General features: G+C 70.6%; 23 protein-coding genes. 16 read left to right on the top strand and 7 right to left on the bottom strand.

Annotation, left to right across the window (positions count from 1 at the left end; translation table 11 throughout):
• Nucleotides 1–91: 91 nt before the first annotated feature.
• A complete protein-coding gene (locus ACQP2O_RS45585; protein WP_433175695.1) occupies nucleotides 92–385 on the top strand; it encodes an iron-sulfur cluster biosynthesis family protein in 294 nt (97 codons plus the stop codon).
• A gap of 422 nt (nucleotides 386–807) precedes the next feature.
• Here ACQP2O_RS45585 and ACQP2O_RS45580 read toward each other — a convergent pair whose 3' ends face one another.
• From ACQP2O_RS45580 to ACQP2O_RS45570, 3 genes are all read right to left on the bottom strand, one after another.
• The gene (locus ACQP2O_RS45580) at nucleotides 808–1,437 is read right to left on the bottom strand and encodes a TetR/AcrR family transcriptional regulator (RefSeq protein ID WP_433175693.1); all 630 of its coding nucleotides are present in this window, start codon (nucleotides 1,435–1,437) and stop codon (nucleotides 808–810) included.
• 100 nt (nucleotides 1,438–1,537) lie between these two features.
• Nucleotides 1,538–2,623, bottom strand: a complete 1,086-nt coding sequence (locus ACQP2O_RS45575) for a hypothetical protein (protein WP_433175691.1) — start codon at nucleotides 2,621–2,623, stop codon at nucleotides 1,538–1,540.
• Complete coding sequence (locus tag ACQP2O_RS45570) at nucleotides 2,620–3,717, bottom strand: phosphotransferase family protein (protein ID WP_433175689.1); 1,098 nt, start codon at nucleotides 3,715–3,717, stop codon at nucleotides 2,620–2,622. The genes ACQP2O_RS45575 and ACQP2O_RS45570 overlap by 4 nt, the downstream gene beginning before the upstream one ends.
• Nucleotides 3,718–3,840: 123 nt before the next feature.
• On the opposite strand from ACQP2O_RS45570, the gene ACQP2O_RS45565 reads away from it, so the two are divergent.
• Nucleotides 3,841–4,482: an MBL fold metallo-hydrolase gene (locus ACQP2O_RS45565; protein ID WP_433175687.1), complete on the top strand. Its 642-nt coding sequence runs from the start codon at nucleotides 3,841–3,843 to the stop codon at nucleotides 4,480–4,482.
• Here ACQP2O_RS45565 and ACQP2O_RS45560 read toward each other — a convergent pair.
• Nucleotides 4,449–5,144, bottom strand: coding sequence for a DedA family protein (locus ACQP2O_RS45560; RefSeq protein WP_433175686.1), 696 nt, complete (start codon nucleotides 5,142–5,144; stop codon nucleotides 4,449–4,451). The genes ACQP2O_RS45565 and ACQP2O_RS45560 overlap by 34 nt on opposite strands.
• Before the next feature lie 98 nt (nucleotides 5,145–5,242).
• On the opposite strand from ACQP2O_RS45560, the gene ACQP2O_RS45555 reads away from it, so the two are divergent.
• The 3 genes from ACQP2O_RS45555 to ACQP2O_RS45545 all read left to right on the top strand — a co-directional run bounded on the left by ACQP2O_RS45555 (nucleotide 5,243) and on the right by ACQP2O_RS45545 (nucleotide 7,091).
• Nucleotides 5,243–6,121 carry an enoyl-CoA hydratase/isomerase family protein gene (locus ACQP2O_RS45555; RefSeq protein ID WP_433175684.1) on the top strand — a complete coding sequence of 293 codons (879 nt, stop codon included), beginning with the start codon at nucleotides 5,243–5,245 and terminating at the stop codon, nucleotides 6,119–6,121.
• Nucleotides 6,118–6,729, top strand: coding sequence for a TetR family transcriptional regulator (locus ACQP2O_RS45550; protein ID WP_433175682.1), 612 nt, complete (start codon nucleotides 6,118–6,120; stop codon nucleotides 6,727–6,729). Before ACQP2O_RS45555 ends, ACQP2O_RS45550 begins: the two co-directional genes overlap by 4 nt.
• 182 nt (nucleotides 6,730–6,911) lie before the next feature.
• On the top strand, nucleotides 6,912–7,091 hold the full coding sequence (locus tag ACQP2O_RS45545) for a PspC domain-containing protein (RefSeq protein ID WP_360901415.1): 180 nt from the start codon (nucleotides 6,912–6,914) through the stop codon (nucleotides 7,089–7,091).
• A 7-nt stretch (nucleotides 7,092–7,098) separates the two neighbouring features.
• Here ACQP2O_RS45545 and ACQP2O_RS45540 read toward each other — a convergent pair whose 3' ends face one another.
• Nucleotides 7,099–7,677, bottom strand: a complete 579-nt coding sequence (locus ACQP2O_RS45540; protein WP_433175680.1) for a hypothetical protein — start codon at nucleotides 7,675–7,677, stop codon at nucleotides 7,099–7,101.
• A gap of 197 nt (nucleotides 7,678–7,874) precedes the next feature.
• Nucleotides 7,875–8,582 (bottom strand): FadR/GntR family transcriptional regulator, encoded by a 708-nt coding sequence (locus tag ACQP2O_RS45535; RefSeq protein WP_433175678.1) that lies wholly within the window; start codon nucleotides 8,580–8,582, stop codon nucleotides 7,875–7,877.
• Nucleotides 8,583–8,772: 190 nt separating this feature from the next.
• On the opposite strand from ACQP2O_RS45535, the gene ACQP2O_RS45530 reads away from it, so the two are divergent.
• The 11 genes from ACQP2O_RS45530 (at nucleotide 8,773) to ACQP2O_RS45480 (ending at nucleotide 20,010) form a co-directional block, all read left to right on the top strand.
• Nucleotides 8,773–9,612 (top strand): fumarylacetoacetate hydrolase family protein, encoded by an 840-nt coding sequence (locus ACQP2O_RS45530; protein ID WP_433175676.1) that lies wholly within the window; start codon nucleotides 8,773–8,775, stop codon nucleotides 9,610–9,612.
• On the top strand, nucleotides 9,609–10,892 hold the full coding sequence (locus ACQP2O_RS45525; RefSeq protein ID WP_433175673.1) for an enolase C-terminal domain-like protein: 1,284 nt from the start codon (nucleotides 9,609–9,611) through the stop codon (nucleotides 10,890–10,892). The genes ACQP2O_RS45530 and ACQP2O_RS45525 overlap by 4 nt, the downstream gene beginning before the upstream one ends.
• Nucleotides 10,889–11,638 (top strand): SDR family NAD(P)-dependent oxidoreductase, encoded by a 750-nt coding sequence (locus ACQP2O_RS45520; RefSeq protein WP_433175671.1) that lies wholly within the window; start codon nucleotides 10,889–10,891, stop codon nucleotides 11,636–11,638. The genes ACQP2O_RS45525 and ACQP2O_RS45520 overlap by 4 nt, the downstream gene beginning before the upstream one ends.
• Before the next feature lie 7 nt (nucleotides 11,639–11,645).
• Nucleotides 11,646–12,695: a sugar ABC transporter substrate-binding protein gene (locus ACQP2O_RS45515; protein ID WP_433175669.1), complete on the top strand. Its 1,050-nt coding sequence runs from the start codon at nucleotides 11,646–11,648 to the stop codon at nucleotides 12,693–12,695.
• Nucleotides 12,692–14,209, top strand: coding sequence for a sugar ABC transporter ATP-binding protein (locus tag ACQP2O_RS45510; RefSeq protein ID WP_433175667.1), 1,518 nt, complete (start codon nucleotides 12,692–12,694; stop codon nucleotides 14,207–14,209). Before ACQP2O_RS45515 ends, ACQP2O_RS45510 begins: the two co-directional genes overlap by 4 nt.
• Entirely contained in the window at nucleotides 14,202–15,215 is a 1,014-nt protein-coding gene (locus ACQP2O_RS45505; RefSeq protein WP_433175664.1) for an ABC transporter permease, read from the top strand. The genes ACQP2O_RS45510 and ACQP2O_RS45505 overlap by 8 nt, the downstream gene beginning before the upstream one ends.
• A 52-nt stretch (nucleotides 15,216–15,267) precedes the next feature.
• Nucleotides 15,268–16,185: an aldo/keto reductase gene (locus ACQP2O_RS45500; RefSeq protein ID WP_433175663.1), complete on the top strand. Its 918-nt coding sequence runs from the start codon at nucleotides 15,268–15,270 to the stop codon at nucleotides 16,183–16,185.
• Nucleotides 16,182–17,051 (top strand): amidohydrolase family protein, encoded by an 870-nt coding sequence (locus ACQP2O_RS45495; protein ID WP_433175661.1) that lies wholly within the window; start codon nucleotides 16,182–16,184, stop codon nucleotides 17,049–17,051. Before ACQP2O_RS45500 ends, ACQP2O_RS45495 begins: the two co-directional genes overlap by 4 nt.
• A 4-nt stretch (nucleotides 17,052–17,055) precedes the next feature.
• Complete coding sequence (locus tag ACQP2O_RS45490) at nucleotides 17,056–17,757, top strand: (Fe-S)-binding protein (RefSeq protein WP_433175660.1); 702 nt, start codon at nucleotides 17,056–17,058, stop codon at nucleotides 17,755–17,757.
• Nucleotides 17,758–17,852: 95 nt separating this feature from the next.
• Nucleotides 17,853–19,268 carry a lactate utilization protein B gene (locus ACQP2O_RS45485; RefSeq protein ID WP_433175658.1) on the top strand — a complete coding sequence of 472 codons (1,416 nt, stop codon included), beginning with the start codon at nucleotides 17,853–17,855 and terminating at the stop codon, nucleotides 19,266–19,268.
• 115 nt (nucleotides 19,269–19,383) lie between these two features.
• Entirely contained in the window at nucleotides 19,384–20,010 is a 627-nt protein-coding gene (locus ACQP2O_RS45480) for a LutC/YkgG family protein (protein ID WP_433175656.1), read from the top strand.
• 52 nt (nucleotides 20,011–20,062) lie between these two features.
• Here the strand turns inward: ACQP2O_RS45480 and ACQP2O_RS45475 are convergent, their stop codons facing one another.
• Nucleotides 20,063–20,725, bottom strand: a complete 663-nt coding sequence (locus ACQP2O_RS45475; protein ID WP_433175654.1) for a C39 family peptidase — start codon at nucleotides 20,723–20,725, stop codon at nucleotides 20,063–20,065.
• Nucleotides 20,726–20,822 lie beyond the last annotated feature (97 nt).

The raw sequence follows: 20,822 nt of genomic DNA, 5'->3' as shown, positions 1-20,822 counted from the left end.
TTGACGGCGCAGACGGTCGGGCATGGAGGGCCGCATGCACGGGGCGGCTGCGCCGTGCTGACCTGCAATCGACCAGAAGGAGCTGTCGACAGTGCTGACGCTGACCGATTCGGCGGTCCAGGTGATCCGTACCGTCACCAGCCAGCCCGAGCTTTCGCCGCAGACCGGACTGCGGATCGCCACCCAGGGCCAGACCGACGAGGCGGGCACGCTCTCCCTCGCGGTGGCCGAGGGGCCGCAGGCCGGCGACGAGGTCGTCGAGGAGCAGGGCGCGCGCGTCTACCTGGAGCCGGACGCCGCAACGATCCTCGACGAGATGACGCTCGACGCGAGCGTCGACGAGAACGGAGACGTGACCTTCCGCCTCGCGGAACAGGCGGTATAGCCGATGTTAGGTGTGATCCCCGGGCGGGCGTGACCACGGTGGGGCGACCGCCCGGGCGCATCTCCGGCTGTGCCGTGCGGCGATCGGCTCATGCCGCTGCTACCGCCGGGGCACGGCGACGTACGGCGGGGGCCGGGCCGCGGGCGGCCGGGTCGCGGGGGCGTCGTGTCGCCACCCGTCGACCGGCCGCCGGCGATCCGGCGTTCAGGACTTCATGCACTTTCCGCATCTCGGCGTCTACGTCCAGGTGTCGGCTTCCCGGTGGGTGCCGTATTACTGCAGGATCCGGCGCCGACGGCTACGTCAAGGCATTCCTGGAGTCCCGGCTGGGCACTTCCTGCCATTTGGCATTTGACGGCCATCTCGACCGGGCGGTCGGCTGTCGGCGGAGGCGCGAGCGGCGGCCCGCCGCAGGTGCACGGTCAGGAGGGAAGATGATCCGAATGCCGCGCGCCGTTAGTGTGTGCCGCCAGGTCGAGCAGGTGAGCGCGGAGGACGGCCCTGAGGCGTTCGGGCGGGTCCGCCTCGGGCTGGCTGACACCGTGGAACGCCAGGCCGTCGAGCAGCGCATGCAGCCTGGTCGCTTCCGTGTCGGTGTCACGATCGGGGGCGCAGGAGCCGGCCAGCTTGAGCTCGGTGATCGTGTCGGTGCAGGCGCGGCGCAGGAGAGTGTGCAGGTCGTCTATCCGGCTCTTGAGCCGGTCGCTGGTCCGGGCGTGAGAGGACACGCTGAACCAGATCTGCGCTTCGGCGCGGCGCTCTTCATCCAGTGGGAGCACCTGTTCGAGCAGGAGCATGCTCGCCTCGAGCGGCGAGTCGGGCAGATCGAGTGTGCGGGCACGGGCGAAGACCCGGTCGACGACGAGCGTCCAGGCGAAGTCCAGCAGCTGATCCTGCGTCGGGAAGTAGTACCGCAGCGACGCGGGGGAACAACCGGCCTCCGCGGCCACCGTCCGCACGGACGCGGCTTCGACACCGTCGCGCAATGCCACCGCCCAGAACGCCTCAGCGAGATCCCGGCGGCGCTCATCGTGATCAACGACCTTGGGCACGCCTTATTTTACTCACCTGTACGGTATAGGTTTTCACGCGGTCGTACGGAAAAGGCCGCTCGTCATTCCCGGAGACGGCGGATCCGGGTGCTAGCCGCGCTCAGCCGTCGGCGAAGCTCGGGTGATCGCCGAGGGCCCAATTCTCGAACAGCCCGTGGCCCGTGCCGCCGTCGTACTCGAACCGCGCGACGGCGTCGACCATGCCCCACATGCGGGCGGCGTCCTCGGGGCGGCGGAGGTCGTACGTCACGCCCTGCACCTTCAGCTCCGGCCCCTGGTACATCCCGTGCCGCCAGTCGGGTTCCAGTCCGTATCCGCTGCCGACCATCAGGTGCACCGGCAGCAGCGGGGTGACGCGCACGTCGAACGGCTTGCCGCCCGGCGGGGCGAACGCGATCACCGCCTCGGTGACGTCCCGCGTCCCCGGAGCGTAGGTCGGCCGGTACTCCGGGCGGCCGAGGTACTCCGGCTCACGGTCGTCCGGCCACACGCGTACGGCCTCTTCCAACACCCGGCGACCCTGCGCGTCCTCCTGCACGATGCACAGGATCGTGTGGTCCTCGAACTGCATCGGCGCGTACAGCCAGTAGAAACTCGCCGCGCCCGTGGCCTGGATGCCAGCCGGCTCCGCCTCGCCGACCGGGCGGATGCCCCAGGACCGGTCGCGGCTGCCCCACCAGCGGTCCGGGGTCACCGGCACGGTCGTGTCGTCCACGGCGATGGCGCCGGTCCACCGGCCGGTCTGCGCGAGCCGGCGTGAGTCGAACACCACCCGCTCGTGGGCGCGGATGAAGTGCGGCGGCTCCAGCTGTGCCGGGATCGTCCCCTCCCAGGTCAGGTCGAACGCCAGCCCGTGGTCGTTCGGCTCGAGGACGACGCGCAGGCGTTTGAGCCCTTCCAGCACCTCCACGCGGAACGGCCCGACCGAGGTGTCCATCCGGTCCGCGCCGAGCTCGCGCGAGGCGCGGACGACGCGATGCAGCGGGCCGCGCCGGACCAGGGCGAAGGCATCGGTGACGCCCAGGTTCGGGTACTGCCCGAGCCCGACGATGAGCATGAGCTCGTCCGAGCGGGAGTGGCAGTTGAAGTAGTACCGGTCATAGAAGTTGCGGTCCGAGGTGGCGACGTGCCGCATCACGTCGGGCACCTGGTGGACGGGGTAGTCGTCGAGCGGTGAGAGCGTCATCGGCGGCCTCCGGGCGGCGAGCCGGTCGCAGGACCGGGGACGGGCAGGTTCAGGAGCCCGGCGAGCAGCCGGGACGCGGTGTTGTCCACCGGGAAGTCGCTGTCGGGCGGCGTCAGGCCCCAGTCGATGAACGCCTGCCCGATCCGCGCCATGATCACCGCGAACTTGAAGGCCGACAGGACCTCGTAGTACGCCATCTGCCGCATCCTCCGGCCGGCCAGCTCCTCGTAGTACGCGACGGTGGCGGCGTAGGACGGGAAGCCGGAAAGGCGCGGGACACCGATGCCCTCCGAGTGGTGCCGGTCGAGGTACATGTACCAGGCGAGGTCCTCCTCGGGCGCGCCGAGCGTGGCGATCTCCCAGTCGAGCACCGCCTGCGGTTCGCCGTCGTCGCCGTAGAGGATGTTGCCGATCCGCCCGTCGCCCCACAGCAGCACGGGCGGGTCCGGCTCGTCCGGCCGGTGCTCCCGCAGCCACCGCAGCGCCTCGGCGCAGGTCGGCTGGGGTCCGTGGTACGCCCAGCTCATGTAGTGGGTGTAGTAGCCGAGCCGCTGTTCTAAGCCGGCCGCTCCGTACCTCGTCCGGTCGAGGAACGCGAAGGGCGCCGGGTCCAGCCGGTGTACGGCGGCCAGGACGTCCAGGCCGGACGTCCACATGCGCGCCCGCCGCGCGGGCGTCACCTCGGTGACCCAGCCCGCCTGGTGGTAGGGCGGGCTGTCGTCCGGCGCGCGGCCGTCGACCCGGTCGAGGACGAAGAAGGGCGCGCCCAGCAGGCGGGCATCGGGCTCGTACCAGCGCATCGGAGGCACCGGGATGCCGGTCCGTTCGTCGAGGATCCGCAGCAAGCGGTACTGGTCGGCGTACGGCAGCGGATCGGGGAAGACCTGATAGCGGCTCGGCGCCACCTTGGCGACCAGGTGCTCCACGCGACCGTCGCACTCGGCGTCGAACAGCAGCGTCTCGGCCGAGAATCCGGTCGTCTGGGGGATCTCCAGCCGGGGGATCGCCACGCCGGTGCCCGGCAGGCGTTCCGACAGCCACCGGGTCAGGACCGTGCGCGTCATTTCGGGATCTCGCTGGTCGGGAACCGGCATGGTCCGGGCCTCCTCGCCGAAACGTTTCCCCGACGTCCCTCGTATCTACCAAGCGCTCGGTTGATCGTCAACCGGCCGGAGGGCCGCCCGAGGAGCCGGTACGGCCCGTGTCAGGATCGAAGGATGAGACTGACGAAGCTCGGGCACTCCTGTGTCCGCCTGCAGAAGGACGACCGCACGCTCGTCATCGACCCGGGCGTTCTGACCCCGGAGGGCGACGCGCTCGCGGGCGCGGACGCCGTTCTCATCACCCACGAGCATTTCGACCACTACCAGGCCGAACGGCTGCGCCAGGCCCTCACGGACGACCCGCGGCTCACCGTCTACACCTGCCGGGCCGTCGCCGGCGACCTGGACGACCTGGGCGACCGCGTCCGTACGGTCGGGGACGGCGACTCGCTGACGATCGCGGGGTTCGACGTGGCCGTGGCCGGGCAGAAGCACGAGGTCGTCCACCCGGACGTACCCCCGGTGGAGAACATCGGCTTCCTCATCGACGGGGAGGTCTTCCACCCGGGAGACGCCTTCACCGTGCTGGAGGCGCCCACGCTCCTCGTCCCCGGCCAGGCGCCCTGGATGAAGGCCCCGGAGATGATCGAGTACCTGCGCGCGGTCGCGCCCCGGCGCGCGTACGCGGTCCACGACGGCCTGCTCAACGACTTCGGGCTCGGCCTGCTGGACAACCAGCTCAAGGGTGAGAGCGAGCATCAGAAGGCGGAGTTCCGCCGCCTTCAGCGGGGTGAGTCCGTCGAGCTCGCCCCCTGATCAACGCCCGCCTTCGCCGTCGTCATCGCCCGGTCGTCATCGCTCGGCCCGGTGGCCGTGGCGGGACGCCGGGCGCGCGAACGGGCGCGGACCTTCTCCAGTATGAAGCTGATCACGATCGCCAGCCCGAGGCCGATCCCTATGCCCATGAGCTGGTTGCCCCCGCCCGCGACGCCGCCCAGATAACCGAGCAGGATGCCGAGCGGCGCCGATGTCAGGGCCGCGAGCGCCTTGAAGAACAGGAACGGGCGCAGCGGGTAGCCGACCGTTCCGGCGGTCAGGGTCGTGATGTTCCTGAGCCCTGGCAGGTAGCGGGTGAGTATCAGAATCACACCGCCACGCTGCTCCAGTGCCTTGGCCGCCCGGTCCATGGCGGCGCGTTTGCGCGTGCCGGTCTTCATCCGCCGGTACAGCCGGCCGCCCACGACGCGGCCGATGCCGTATGACACGCAGTCGCCGAAGAACGCGCCCAGCGTGACGGCTCCGATGGCAGCGAACACGTTGGGTTCGCCGGTGGCGGCATGGGCCCCGACGACGATCACAACGCCCTCACTGGGGACGAGGGGAAGTACGGCGTCGAGCGCGGTCACCACGAAGAGGACCAGATGGATCCATGGTGAGTTCATCAGGTCCCGTGCCAGGTCAACGATGTCCGTCGTCATCGGCGCTCCTCTTAATTGAGACTACTCTCAAATGAGTATAGTCTCATCTTGGCCTGACAGTGGGCCACCTGGATGCTGCGAGCGCGGGGAGGATCGGGATGTCGGAGACCCTGTCGGAGTGGGACGGTCGCGTCGGGGCGCCGCGGTTCGAGGACTACTCGAAGAAGTACGAAGAGTTCTTCGTCATGACGCGGCGGGACGGAATCATCGAGTTGCGCATGCATACTGATGGAGGGCCGTTCGAACACAGCTGGATGGGGCACAACGCGTGGGGCCAGGCATGGCTGGAGATCGGGAACGACCCGGAGAACGAGGTTCTCATCATCACCGGAACCGGTGACCGGTGGCACTCGGGAGACCCGGCCGCCCTCTGGCATACGCCGTTCTGCCAATGGAGCAGTGACAGCCAGATCAAGATGTACTACGACATGGCCAAGCTGCTGGAGAACCTGATCTTCGCGGTCGACATCCCGACGATCGCGGCGGTCAACGGGCCGGGCACGCATTGCGAGTTCGCGACGGCGTGCGATATCACTCTATGTGTCGAGGACGCGGACTTCTTTGATCCGCACTTCCTCGCCGGAGGTGTGCCGGGCGATGGAATGGGGCTCACGCTGCAGAAGACCATCGGCGTCAAGCGGGCGTCGTACTACATGTACACGGGGAAAAGGCTCGACGGGCGGACCGCTCTGGAGTTGGGCCTCGTCAACGAGGTGCTCCCACTCGACCGCCTGCTCCCGCGGGCGTGGGAGATCGCAGAGATGATCATGCAGCGGCCCCGGGCGGCGCGTCGCCTGACCCATGCCATCGCTTCGCGGCCGTGGAAGCAGGCGCTCGTCGACGACTACGGCTTCCACGCCGCCCACCAGCTCTGGGGCATGACCATGGGGCAGGCCGGGCGCCTGGACAAACTGCGCGAGATGTCCGAACGATTCCAGGGCCCACGCTCCTCTCCCGCCGAGGAGGAGCCACGGTGAGCCCGGGAAACGCCGAAAAGGTCTCGCTGCGCGAACGGAAGAAGGCCAAGACCAAATCCGCGATCCAGAAAGAGGCGCTGCGACTCTTCGCGGAAAAGGGATACGAGGCCACGACCGTCGAGGAGATCGTCGATATCGTGGAGGTCTCGCGGGCGACCTTCTTCCGCTATTTTCCCACGAAGGCAGATATCGTCCTTCATGACGTCGGTGACTCCATGGTCGTCCAAGCTCTGGAAAACCTCCCGAAGGACGATCCCGTAATCGAATCGCTCCGGCTCGCGATACGTCGATTGCATGAGGAGGCGTCCGAGGCGGGACTGTCCCTCAACCGCCAACGCGAGGAACTGCTGCGCCGCGTTCCCGAACTGCGCGCCCGCGTGCCCGGCCACATGGCACAGGCCATCCCCCTGCTCGCCTCGGCCCTGGCGCGGCGCTGTGAGCGCTCCGCGGAGGACATCGACGTGCTCGCCGTTTCCGGAGCGATCATCGGCGCGGCGATCGCCGCTTGGATCAGCACGGCCGACGACGTCTCCGAAGGTTTCATGCAACGGCATCTGATGCGGCTCGACGCAGTGCTCGCACAACTGCCGGCCGAGCTTTCTCTCTGAGCCGGAGAGTCGGGCGACCGGGTCCATACCGTCGGGGACGGCGACTCGCCGAGGCCGTCGAGCTCATCCCTTAGGGGAGGTCCCGTACGCCCGCGGAGTGAGCCGGGATCGATCCCGCGAGCGATGTGACGGGCGGAGGCGCGGCCTAGCGTCGTTGGTAGGCGACGCAAAGGAGTGCTCTCGTGAACGGTCTCTATCGCCCGCGTCAGGGGCGGGTCATCGCCGGTGTCTGCGCCGGTCTCGGTCGCCGGTACGGGCTGGGGCCGTGGACGGTCCGGCTGCTGGCGATCCTCTCCTGCCTGCTGCCCGGCCCGCAGTTCGTGATCTACATCATCCTGTGGATCATGATGCCGAGCGAGTAGGACGCGCTCAGGCGGCCACGGCCCGCTCGTCCTCACGGGCGGGCGCGACGGCACGCCGGAGCGCGCCCGCCCGTACGCGCTCCAGCACGTCGCGACGGTGCCGCGCGTACCGGATCAGGCAGCCGGCGGCCGCGCCGATGAGGGCGTAGACGACGACCGTCGTGACCGGGCGGTCCGCCGACACCGCGAGCGCGGCCGGCGACCCGATCAGTGCGAGCTGGGCGGGGACGGCGAGCCGCGGATCGGCGGTACGGGCGCGGATCGGCGGGTCGCTGGGTCCCCAGGGGTCGGCGCGCAGGACGTGGAGCAGCCCGGCCAGCGGACGCGGTGACCACCACAGCGCCAGCGCCGAGGGCAGCACGAGGAGCGGTGCCGCGGCCAGGGCACGGGCCGGAGAGGCCACCGCGAGCGCGGCGGTGAGCGCGACTCCTGCGGACGCGCAGACGATCAGCGTCGCCCGCGCCCGCTTCGCGGCCCGCAGAACGGACCTCCGGCCGCGCCGGAGGGCGAGCAGGTACATCTCGGCGGCGGCGTAGGCCCAGCCGGCGGTGAGGACCCAGGCGGCCGCGTCCAGCGGACTCATCATGGTTCGAGGGCGAGCCGCGCGGCCGACGGGGAGAAGACGATTGCGTTCATATACGGGGAAGCTACGGGTTCGACCCTGACAGATCGCTGAGGGTCGCCCCCGGACTCATGGTGGAGCCACCCCCACCGCGAGGTACTACTCCAGGCGCCGGACGACGGGGAGGCGCCTGAGCCGGGTGTGCAGCGCGACGCGCATCCTCACTCCTCTTCGTCCGTCTGGCGGCGGGCCCACTCCTCGACCGCTCCGATGTGCACGGCGGCGGCGACACGGGCGCCGTCGGGGTCGCGTTCGACCAGGGCCCGGTAGATCGCGTCGTGCTCGCGGGCGGTGCGCGGGAAGACGCCCTCCTCCTGGTAGCCGCGCCAGACGCGGGCCCGGAAGGTGCGGCTGTTCAGCCCGCCGAGGATCGCGCCGAGCACCGGGTTTCCGGCGGCCTCGGTGATGATCCGGTGGAACTCCAGGTCGTGCCCGACGTTCTCCTCCGCGGTCGAGGCGCGCTCCATGGCCCTCATCTCGGCGCGCAGAAGCGCGAGGCCTTCGTCGTCGATGCGCGCCGCGGCGGCGGCCGCGGCGGCGGGCTCGAGGATCTTGCGGACCTGGACGAGGTGCAGCAGGGTGTCGCCGCGCGAGATCTCCGCGACGACACCGAACGTGTCCAACAGGTCGCCCGGCTTCAGCTGGGTGACGTAGATGCCGGCCCCGTGCCGCGCCTCCAGAACTCCGATGACCGTCAGGGCGCGGATCGCCTCCCGCATCGAGCTGCGCGACAGGCCGAGGTCGGCGGCGAGGTCGCGTTCGGTCGGCAGGCGCTGCCCGGGCGCGAACTCACCCATGGCGATCCGGGTCTTGATCTCGTCGATCGCCCGCTGGGTGACGGTGGTCCTGCCACCGGTGTCGTCCGGCACGCGAGCTCCCTCCTCCGGCTGCGGAAACTCATCTTGCCGGACGTTAAGAGGTCTTACCAATTCCGCGAAAGTAACAAGTGTGTAACGGGGTATTGCCAGGACATTGCCCTGCAGTGGTCTTATGTCCGGGTAAGAGGTCCGATGAATCGGTGAGAGGTCGGACCAACCGACGAGCAGGGGGTACGACTTCGTGAAGCTGCTGCGTGTCGGACCGGTCGGCGCCGAACGGCCCGCGGTCCTGGCGGAGGACGGCTCGCTCCTCGATCTGTCCGGCCTGACCCGTGACATCGACGGAGACTTCCTCGCCACGGGCCTGGACCGCGCCAGGGCGGCGTACGCGGCAGGCGAGCTGCCGCCCATCCAGAACACCAAGCGGGTCGGTTCCCCGGTGGCACGGCCCGGCAAGGTGGTGTGCGTGGGCCTGAACTACCGGGACCACGCGGAGGAGACAGGCGCCGAGATCCCGGCCGAGCCGATCCTCTTCATGAAGGCGTCGAACACGGTCGTCGGCCCGGACGACGACGTCCTCATCCCCCCGGGCAGCGAGAAGACCGACTACGAGGTCGAGCTCGCCATCGTCCTGGGCGGCCGGGCCCGCTACCTGGACTCGCCGGCCGAGGCGCGCGCGCTCATCGCCGGGTACGCGATCAGCAACGACGTCTCCGAGCGGGAGTACCAGCTCGAGCGCGGCGGTACGTGGGACAAGGGCAAGTCGTGTGAGACCTTCAACCCCCTCGGGCCGCACCTGGTGACCGCCGAGGAGATCGCCGACCCGCAGGACCTCGGCCTGCGGCTGTGGGTGAACGGCGACCTCCGCCAGGACGGCAACACCAAGAACATGATCTTCACGGTGGACCACCTGATCTGGTACATCAGCCAGTTCATGGTCCTGGACCCCGGTGACGTCATCAACACGGGGACCCCGGCCGGCGTCGCGATGGGCAGCCCGGGTATCTCCTTCCTGCGCCAGGGTGACATCGTGGAACTCGAGATCGACGGGCTCGGGCGGCAACGGCAGAGGCTCGCATGAAGGTCATCGCACTCGACGCCTACGACATTCGATTCCCGACCTCGCGGCAGCTGGACGGTTCGGACGCCATGAATCCGGACCCGGACTACTCCGCGGCGTACGCCGTGCTCCGCACGGACGACGGCGCCGAGGGCCACGGGTTCACCTTCACGATCGGGCGCGGCACGGAGGTGTGCGTCGCGGCGATCGAGGCGTACGCGCCTCTCATCGTCGGCCTCGACATCGACCTGTCCGACCTCGGCGGCTTCGCGCGGCGGCTGATCCACGACTCGCAGCTGCGCTGGCTCGGGCCGGAGAAGGGCGCGGTCCACATGGCCGCCGCCGCGATCATCAACGCCGCGTTCGACCTCGCCGGGCGCGTCGCGGGCAAGCCCGTCTGGCGGCTGCTGGCGGACATGACGCCCGAGCAGATCGTCGACCTGGCCGACTGGAGGTACCTCACCGACGCGCTCCGCCCGGAGGAGGCCGTCGACCTGCTGACGGCGGCCCGCCCGGGACGCGACGAACGGGAGGCCGCGCTGCTGGCCACCGGCTTCCCGGCGTACACGACGACGCCCGGCTGGCTCGGGTACACCGACGACAAGCTCGTCGTCCTGGCCCGCGAGGCCGTCGCGGAGGGCTTCACCCAGATCAAGCTCAAGGTCGGCGGCGACCTGACCGACGACGTCCGCCGCATGGAGCTGGCCCGCCAGACCGTCGGACCCGACGTCCGCATCGCCATCGACGCGAACCAGCGGTGGGACGTCGGCCAGGCGATCGAATGGGTCGAGGCCCTCAAGCCGTACGACCCGTGGTGGATCGAGGAGCCGACCAGCCCCGACGACATCCTCGGGCACGCCGCCGTGCGCCGCTCCGTCGCGCCCGTCAAGGTGGCGACCGGGGAGCACGTGGCCAACCGCGTGATCTTCAAGCAGATGCTGCAGGCCGAGGCCATCGACGTGCTGCAGATCGACGCATGCCGCGTCGCGGGCGTGCCGGAGAACGTCGCGATCCTCCTGCTCGCCGCGAAGTACGGCGTCCCGGTCTGCCCGCACGCCGGCGGCGTCGGACTGTGCGAGGTCGTGCAGCACCTGTCGATGTTCGACTACCTCGCGATCAGCGGGAGCACCGAGAACCGCGTGATCGAGTACGTCGATCACCTGCACGAGCACTTCACCGACCCGGTCCGCATCCGGGACGGCCACTACGTCGCGCCGACGGCCCCCGGCATGTCGGCGCAGATGAAGGCCGAGAGTCTGCTCGAATACGCCTACCCCGACGGCGCCGCCTGGAGGTCGTGACTGTGGAGTTCAGCGGGATCAGGGCCATCGTCACGGGAGGCGCCTCCGGCATCGGGCTCGCGACGGCGCGCCTGTTGACCGAGCGCGGCGCCACCGTGAGCTGCCTCGACCTGTCCGCCCCGCCGGGGCCGCTGCACGGCGTCAAGACCGACGTACGGGACGACGCGTCGGTCCGGGCGGCGGTCGCGGAGGCGGTGGAGCACCTCGGCGGCCTGGACGTGCTGGTCAACAACGCCGGGATCGGCGCGCAGGGCACGGTCGAGGACAACACCGACGACGAGTGGCGCAACGTCTTCGAGGTCAACGTGTTCGGCATGGTGCGGGTGACCCGCGCGGCCCTGCCGCACCTGCGCCGATCCGAACATGCCGCGATCGTGAACACCTGCTCGATCGCGGCCACCGCCGGGCTGCCGCAGCGCGCGCTGTACTCGGCGACCAAAGGTGCCGTTCAGTCGCTCACCCTGGCGATGGCGGCGGATCACCTGCGCGACGGGATCCGGGTGACGTGCGTCAACCCGGGCACCGCCGATACGCCCTGGGTCTCCCGGCTGCTCGCCGCGACCGAGGATCCGGAGGCGGAACGGGCCGCGTTGGCGGCCCGTCAGCCGAGCGGGCGGCTGGTCAGCGCCGAGGAGGTCGCCACGGCGATCGCCTACCTGGCCAGTCCTCTCGCGTCGGCGACGACAGGAACGGCGCTGGCGGTCGACGGGGGCATGGCCGGCCTGCGACTTCGCCCAGAGAAATGAGGACGCGATGAAGCGATCGATGCTCGCGGCGGGTGCCGCGTTCGCAGCGGCCGCAGTGGTGCTGACCGGCTGCAACAAGAGCAGCGGCAGCGGCACGGGCGGCGGCAGCGTCGTCGGTGTCGACTACCCCCGATCCGACACCGACTTCTGGAACTCCTACATCAAGTACGTCCCGCAGTACGGCAAGCAGGACGGCCTGGACCTCAAGACGACCAACTCCGAGAACGACATCGCCAAGCTGGCCGCCAACGTACAGACGCTCATCGGCCAGGGCGTGAAGGGCATGGTGCTGGCCCCGCAGGACACCGCGGCGGTCGCGCCGACGCTGGACCAGCTCAAGTCGAAGAAGATCCCGGTCGTCACCGTCGACACCCGCCCCGACAAGGGCGACGTCTACATGGTGGTCCGCGCCGACAACCGCGCGTACGGCGAGAAGGCCTGCAAGTTCCTCGGCGACACGCTGAAGGGCAAGGGCAAGGTCGCGATGCTCGAAGGCGACCTGGCCTCCATCAACGGCCGGGACCGCACCGAGGCGTTCAACCAGTGCATGTCCCAGAACTACCCCGGCATCAAGGTCATCGGCCTGCCCACCGAGTGGAAGGGCGACGTCGGCGCGAACAAGCTGCAGACTACGCTCGCCGCCAACCCCGACCTGAACGGGATCTACATGCAGGCAGGCGGCGCGTTCCTCGCCCCGACGCTGAACGTCCTGAAGCAGAAGGGCCTGATCTTCCCGCCGGGCAACCCGAAGCACATCTCGATCGTCTCCAACGACGGCATCCCGGAGGAGATGAAGGCGATGGAGGCCGGGCAGATCGACGCGACCGTGTCTCAGCCCGCCGACCTGTACGCCAAGTACGCGCTGTACTACGTCAAGGCGGCCATCGACGGTAAGAAGTTCGCTCCGGGCAAGACCGACCACGACTCGACGATCGTCGCGCCGCGACCGGGCCTGCTGGAGGACCAGCTGCCCGCGCCGCTCGTCACCAAGGACGGCACCTACCCGGGCTCGCTGAAGGCATCGGACCCGCAGCTCTGGGGCAATCAAGTCAAATGAGCGTTCCCGCCAGCGCCGCGACCGGCGTCCCGCCGGTCGCGGCGGCCCACAGGATCACCAAGCGGTTCGGCGTGACCGTCGCGCTCGACGACGTGTCGCTGACCGTGAACGACGGCGAGGTGCACGCCCTCGTCGGCCGCAACGGCGCCGGGAAGTCGACCCTGGTGTCGGTGCTCACCGGCCTGCTGGCCCCGGACTCGGGGACGGTGGAGTTCGGCGGGTCGCCCGCGCCGGCACTCGCGGACCGGGAGGCGTGGCGGCAGCGCGTCGCCTGCGTCTACCAGAAGCTGACGGTCATCCCCACGCTGTCGGTCGCCGAGAACCTCTTCCTGAACCGGCAGGGGCGTGGCCTGATCTCCTGGGGTGCGCTGCGCCGCCGCGCCCGGGAGCTGCTGGACACCTGGGAGGTCGACGTCGACGTCCAGGCGCCGGCCGAACGCCTCACCGTCGAGCAGCGGCAGCTCGTCGAGATCGCGCGGGCGCTGTCGCACGGATCGCGGTTCATCATCCTCGACGAGCCGACCGCCCAGCTGGACGGCCAGGCCATCGAGCGGCTGTTCGCCCGGATGCGCTCGCTTCGCGAGTCCGGGGTGACGTTCCTGTTCATCAGCCACCACCTCGACGAGGTGTACGAGGTCTGCGACACCGTCACCGTGATGCGCGACGCCCGGCACATCGTGACCTCCCCGGTCGAGGAGCTGGACAAGCAGGCGCTCATCACCGCGATGACCGGCGAGGCCACGGGCCTGATCGACCTCGGCGCCGACCGGCCCGCGCCGGCCCGCGACGCCGAGCCCGCGCTCAGCGTGACCGGGCTCGGCGTCCCCGGCGTCTTCGAGGACGTGTCGCTGACCGTGGCCCCCGGCGAGATCGTCGGACTGGCCGGGGCCGGTGGCTCCGGGAAGATGGCGGTCGGCGAGTCGATCGTCGGCCTGCGCCGCGCCGCCTCCGGCACGGTGCGGATCGGCGGCGCGACGCCCCGGCCGGGCAGCGTGCCGGCCGCGCTGCGGGCCGGCCTCGGCTTCGTCCCGCAGGACCGGCACAGGGAGGGCCTGGTCCCCGGCCTGTCCATCGCCGAGAACGCCACGCTCACCGTCCCCGAGCGGCTGGGCCGCTTCGGGATCGTCGGGCCGCGCCGCCGCGACGAACTCGGCGTCAAGGCCATCGACGACCTGGACATCAAGGCGGCCGGTCCCGAGCAGCCGGTGTCGGCGCTGTCCGGCGGCAACCAGCAGAAGGTCGTCATGGCCCGCGCGCTCGCCAACGATCCCCAGGTGCTCGTGCTGATGCAGCCCACCGCCGGGGTCGACGTCAGGGCGAAGGAGACGCTGCTGGGAACGGCCTCCACGGCGGCCGCCGGCGGTGCCGGCGTCCTGATCATCTCCGACGACCTGGACGACCTTCGCCCCTGCGACCGGGTGTTCGTCCTGTTCAAGGGCGCCGTCGTCGCCGAGATGTCGAAGGGATGGGACGACCACGAACTGATCGCCGCGATGGAGGGCATCCGTGACTGAGACACAGACGGCCTTGGCCGCGCCGGCCCCGGGCCGGACCACCGCGCCACGGCTGGCGCGCCTGCGCGACCTCGCGCTGGTCCCGGCGATCATCGTGATCGGCATCGTCGGGTACTTCGTCAATCCGGTGTTCCTGCACTGGGACAACCTGGTCAACGTGCTGCAGCAGCAGTCGGAGATCTCGCTGCTCGTGCTGGCCGAGGCGCTGGTGCTGATCTGCGGTCGGATGGACCTGTCGCTGGAGTCGACGTTCGGGCTCGCGCCCGGGGTCGCCGCCTGGCTCGTGCTCGCCCCGGGCATCACGCACGGCCTCGGCTGGCTGTCCGGCGCGTGGTCGATCCCGCTCACCCTCGCCGTCGGCCTCGCCATCGGCTGGGTGAACGGCCTGCTGATCGTGCGGTTCCGCCTCAACGGCTTCATCGTCACGCTGGGCATGCTGATCGTGCTGCGCGGTCTGCTCACCGGCATCAGCGGCGGCAAGACCTTCTTCAACCTGCCGAACTCCATGATCTACCTGGGCAACGCCGTCTGGCTGGGCCTGCCCGCGTCGATCTGGATCTGCCTGGTGCTGTACGCCGTGGCCATCGCGGTGACCGGCTACACCCGGTTCGGGCGGGCGCTGTACGCCATCGGCGGCAACGCCGACGCCGCCCGCGCCGCCGGCATCCGCGTCGACCGGGTGCTGTGGGGGACCCTCGTCGTGGCCAGCCTGCTGGCCGCGCTCGGCGGTCTGCTGCTCACCGGCCGGCTCGCCTCGGTGGCGGCCAGTCAGGGCAACGGCGCGATCTTCACGGTGTTCGCGGCGGCGGTCATCGGCGGCGTCTCGCTCAACGGCGGCAAGGGCACGATCTTCGGCGCCTTCACCGGCATCCTGCTGCTCTACATGATCCAGAACGTGCTCACGCTGGCCGGGGTCCCGGCGCAGTGGATCGGCGCGCTCAACGGCGCGATCATCCTCGTCGCCCTGATCATCAGCCGGATCACGTCAGGCCAGGCACAGGAGTAGCGATGGAACGCCGCAAGCTTGGAAGCCCGCAGGTCGAGGTGACGACGTAGCGATGGAACGCCGCAGACTCGGAAACTCGCCGGTCGAGGTGACGACGCTGGCGTTCGGTGGCGCCGCGATCGGCGGGCTGTACGCCCCCGTGCCGGAAGTCGACGCCACGGCGGCCGTACGCCGCGCGCAGGAGCGGGGCATCGGCTACTTCGACACCGCGCCGCACTACGGCACCGGGCGGAGCGAACACCTCCTCGGCACCGCCCTGACCGGCGAGTACGTCCTGTCGACCAAGGTCGGTCGGCTCCTCGTCCCCCTGGAGCCGGGAGAGCCGCCCGAGGACAAGGGGTTCGCCGACCCGCCGCCGTACAAGCGGGTCTGGGACTGGAGCGCCGACGGCATCCGCCGGTCCCTGGAGGAGTCGCTCAAGCGCCTCGGCGTCGACCACGTCGACATCCTCTACCTGCACGACCCGGACGACCACGAGGAGGAGGTCTACGCGACGGCGTACCCGGCGCTGGCCGCCCTGCGCGAGGAGGGCGTCGTCCGCGCCATCGGCGCCGGCATGAACCAGACGGCGATGCTCACGCGGTTCGTCGAGCGGCTCGACCTGGACGTCGTGCTGTGCGCCGGGCGGTACACCCTGCTCGACCGGTCGGCGGAGGAGGACCTGCTGCCCGCCTGCCTGCGGCGCGGCACCTCCGTCGTCATCGGCGGCGCGTACAACTCCGGGCTGCTGGCCGGCGGCACGACGTACAACTACGAGCCCGCCCCGCCGGAGCTGCTCGACCGCGTCGCCGGCCTGGAGCGGGTGTGCGCCGAGCACGGGGTGCCGCTGCGGGCGGCGGCGCTGCGGTTCGCGCTCCGGCATCCCGCCGTCGCGAGCGTCCTCGTCGGCTGCCGTAGCGTCGCCGAGGTCGACGACAATACGACGTTGTTCGAGACGGACATCCCCGAGGCGCTGTGGGAGGCCCTGTGAGCGAGCCGGTGCTGCTGGACGCGCATCACCACCTGTGGGACACCGAACTGCGCGACTACCCCTGGATGGACGGCCCCTGGGCGGACCCCATCCTGGGCCGGTTCGACGCGGCCCGCTACACCGGGCTGACCGCGCCGTACGGCGTGCGCGACTCGATCGTCGTCCAGGCGCTGCAGGACGTCGCCGAGACGTACGACCTGCTGTTCACCGCGGATAACCCGGTCGAACTGGAGCACGGCGACGAGCCGGGGCCGGTCGTCGGTGTCGTCGGCTGGGTGGACCTCACCGCGCCCGACGTGGCCGACCAGATCGCCGAGGTGAGGGAGAGCCCGTCCGGCCGACTGCTCGTCGGCATCCGCCACGGCGCCCAGGACGAACCCGACCCGGAGTGGCTGCTGCGCCCGGACGTCCTGCGCGGCGTCCAGGCCGTCGCGGACGCGGGTCTGGTGTACGACCTGCTGGTCCGGCCGCCGCAGGCCGACGCGGCGCTGGGGCTCGCCCGCCGCCTCCCGGGGGTCTCCTTCGTCCTCGACCACGGCGGCAAGCCCGACATCGCCGGCGGGGTGTGGGAGCCGTGGGCCCCCTGGATCACGTCGCTGGCCGCACTGCCGAACGTCACGGTGAAGCTGTCCGGCCTGGTCACCGAGGCCGCCCCCGGCTGGAAACCGGCCGACATCCTGCCGTACGCCCGGCACGTGCTGGACTCCTTCGGCGCCGACCGCGTGATGTACGGCTCCGACTGGCCGGTCTGCACGCTCGCCGCGTCGTACGAGCAGGTCCTCGACCTGGCCCGGGAGACGGTGCCGGACGGCGACCGGGACGCCGTCTTCGGCGGGACCGCCCGCCGCGTGTACGGGATAAATTGAGATCATGCGGGTCGGGCTCTTCGTCACCTGCGTGAACGACACGCTCTTCCCCGGCACCGGACAGGCGACCGTCCGGCTGCTGGAGCGTCTCGGCTGCACCGTCGACTTCCCGCTCGAGCAGACCTGCTGCGGGCAGATGCACTTCAACACGGGCTACCGCGACGACGCCCGGCCGCTGGCCCGCCGCTTCACCGCCGCGTTCGACGGCTACGACGCCGTCGTGGTCCCGTCCGGGTCGTGCGCGGCGATGATCCGCGAGTGGTACCCCACGCTCGGCGTGAAACCGCCGGCCGGGGTGTACGAACTGTCGGAGTTCCTGGTCGACGTCCTCGAGGTGACCGACGTCGGGGCGTACTTCCCGCACACCGTGACGTACCACCCGACCTGCCACTCGCTCCGGTCGCTGCACGTCGGCTCCCGGCCCTTGGACCTGCTCTCGAAGGTGCGCGGGCTGACCCTCGTACCCCTGGGCGGCGCGGACGAGTGCTGCGGCTTCGGCGGCACGTTCTCGCTCAAGAACCCGGCCGTGTCCGCCGCGATGTGCGCCGACAAGGTGCGGGGCGTCCTCGACACCGGCGCCGAGGTGCTGTGCGCCGCCGACAACTCCTGCCTGATGCACATCGGCGGCTCGCTCACCCGCCAGCGCACCGGCGTCCGCGTCGTCCACCTCGCCGAGATCCTCGCCTCCACGGGGGACTCCGCATGAGCGGGCGCTCGTCCTCTGGACTGAGGAGCGGAGCGACGAGGGAAGACGGCGCGTGGGGCGGCCGCTCACCGCGCGACCGGAGGGAGCGCAATTAGATGGGGACCTTTGTCGGGATGCCCGCGTTTCCGGAGGCGGCGTCGCGGGCGGTGGGCGACGCGCAGCTGCGGTACAACCTGCGCAAGGCCACGCACACGATCCGGGCGAAGCGTGCGGCCGTCGTTGACGAGCAGCCCGACTGGGCGGAGCTGCGCGCGGCGGGCGCCGCGATCAAGGACCGTACGCTCCGGCACCTCGACGTGTACCTGGAGCGGCTGGAGTCCGCCGTCACGGCAGTGGGCGGTCACGTGCACTGGGCCGAGGACGCCGCCGAGGCGAACCGGATCGTCGTCGACCTGGTGGGGGCGACCGGCGAGACCGAGGTCGTCAAGGTCAAGTCGATGGCCACCCAGGAGATCGACCTGAACACCGCGCTGGAAGCCGCCGGCATCCGCGCGTACGAGACCGACCTCGCCGAGCTCATCGTCCAGCTCGGCGACGACCTGCCCTCGCACATCCTCGTCCCGGCGATCCACCGCAACCGCGCGGAGATCCGGGAGATCTTCACCGGCCGCATGGCCTCCTGGGGCCGTCCCGCGCCGGAGAACCTCCAGGACGACCCGCGCGCCCTCGCCGAGGCCGCCCGCCTCCACCTGCGCGAACGCTTCCTGTCCGCCAAGGTCGGCATCTCCGGCGCCAACTTCGCCGTCGCCGAGACCGGCACCCTCGTCGTCCTGGAGTCCGAGGGCAACGGCCGGATGTGCCTGACCCTGCCCGAAACCCTGATCTCCGTGGTCGGTATCGAGAAGATCGTGCCGACCTGGCGGGATCTCGAGGTGTTCATGCAGCTGCTCCCGCGCTCCTCGACCGGGGAGCGGATGAACCCGTACACCTCGATGTGGACCGGCGCGACCGAGGGCCAGGAGTTCCACCTCGTCCTCCTCGACAACGGCCGCACGTCCGTGCTGGCCGACCAGGTCGGCCGCCAGGCGCTGCGCTGCATCCGCTGCTCCGCCTGCCTGAACGTCTGCCCCGTCTACGAGCGCGCGGGCGGCCACGCGTACGGCTCGGTGTACCCGGGGCCGATCGGCGCGATCCTCACCCCGCAGCTGCGCGGCCTCACCGGCCCGCTCGAGGAGTCGCTGCCGTACGCCTCGACGCTCTGCGGCGCGTGCTACGAGGTCTGCCCGGTCGCGATCAACATCCCGGAGGTCCTCCTCGACCTGCGCGCCAAGGCGGTCACGAAGGGACATCGCGTCGAGCGTCTGGCGATGGGCGCCGCCCGCCGCGTCCTGGACCACCCGAAGTGGCTCGCGGTGGCGCAGCGCTCCGCCGGCCGCCTGCGCCGCTGGACCCCGCGCCGCCTGCCGGGCCCGCTCTCGGCCTGGTCCGACACCCGCGAAGTCCCCGTACCGCCCCGCGAGTCCTTCCGCGACTGGTGGACCCGCCGACCGAAGGCCGAGGGGGAGCGATGAGCTCCCCGGACCGCGCCCCGGCCGGACGGGCATCGACGAACTCCCAGGACCGCGTCCTGGCGGGACGGGCATCCCGGGGCCGCGTCCTGGCCGGGCCGATCGGTGAGGGGGACGGATGAGCGCTCGGGATCGCATCCTGGCTCGCGTACGGTCGGCGCTCGCCGACGTCCCGCGTACGGAACGGCCGGAGGACGTCGAGGTGCCCCGCGCGTACGACCGGAGCCGCTCCGGCCCGGACGTCGTCGAGCTCCTGGTCGACCGCCTCGTCGACTACAAGGCGATCGTCCACGAGGTCACCGACGTGGAGGCGGCGGTCGCGGACGCCCTGCGCCGACGCGAGGCCCGCCGGGTGGCCGCACCGCCGGGCGTCCCCGCCGCATGGCTCGGCGACGCGGAGGCCGTACGCGACGACCCGGCCATGGCCGCCGCGGAGCTCGACCGCCTCGACGGCGTGGTGACCGGCTGCGCGGTCGCCATCGCCGAGACCGGCACGATCATCCTCGACGGCGCCGACGACCAGGGCCGCCGCGCGCTCACCCTGATCCCCGATTACCACCTGTGCGTCGTACGGGAGGACCAGATCGTCCGCACGGTGCCGGAGGCCCTCGAACGCCTTGACCCGGCCCGCCCCCAGACCTGGATCAGCGGCCCCTCGGCGACGAGCGACATCGAGCTCAACCGGGTCGAGGGCGTCCACGGCCCCCGCACGTTGGAGGTCCTCATCGTGCGTGCCGCCGGCTGATCACGGGCGATCGCTGCGGTGAGAGCCCGCAGCGATCACCAGGGATCACTGGTCAGCGCTTGGCGGCGACTATCTCCCAGTGGCCGGCCTTCTTGACGCTGGTCCAGGAGCTGGCCAGTGGTGCGGTGTGGTAGGTGTTGTCGGCCGGGTCCCACCAGAGGATCTTCGGGTTGGAGCCCGTCGTGTAGCCGCGGACGACCATGAAGTGGCCTTCCTTGTCGTTGAAGTGGCCGCCCCACGGCTTGTAGCCGACATAGACCCGGAAAATGACGGCGACCTTCTTGGTACCGACCGCAGACTTGATGCTGTTGTAGAACGCGCTCTGCGACCCGGGGCTCAGGGGGACCACGTCGTAGCTTCCGGACCCGTAAGTAAGAAGGGCTTTACGTAGACCGTTACGGAGGCCGGCGGCGCTCGTCCCGGACGGGGATTTGGTGCCCATCCACTTCGCGAGCGTCTTTTGGCTGGGCAGCCCCTTGGTGATGAGGCGGGAGAGCAGAGCGCGCCCGGCCGCGGGTGCGCACCAGTAGTTCGTCTGCTGCTCCTGGGCCTTGATGGAGAGGGACTTGGTCGCCGTGATCTCGACCTGGGGAGCCGGGGCGGCGACCGAGGTCACCGGGGCGGCCGGCGCGGCGTGGGCAGGGGCGGCGGCGAGCAGCGGCGTCGTCAGGGCGACCGCGCCGACGAGCGCTGCGATTCGGGGGGAATGGGCCATAGCTGGGGATTGTGGCGGCTTGTCGCCAGATGATCCCAGAGCCCGTGGACCTCAATTCCCAGGGGTCGATTAGTGCTGGGGGACTAAGCGCCGTCGA

It is taken from the genome of Actinoallomurus sp. CA-150999 (genome assembly GCF_050942425.1).
Classification (GTDB): Bacteria; Actinomycetota; Actinomycetes; order Streptosporangiales; family Streptosporangiaceae; genus Actinoallomurus.
This window is presented reverse-complemented; position numbering and strand designations above follow the sequence as displayed.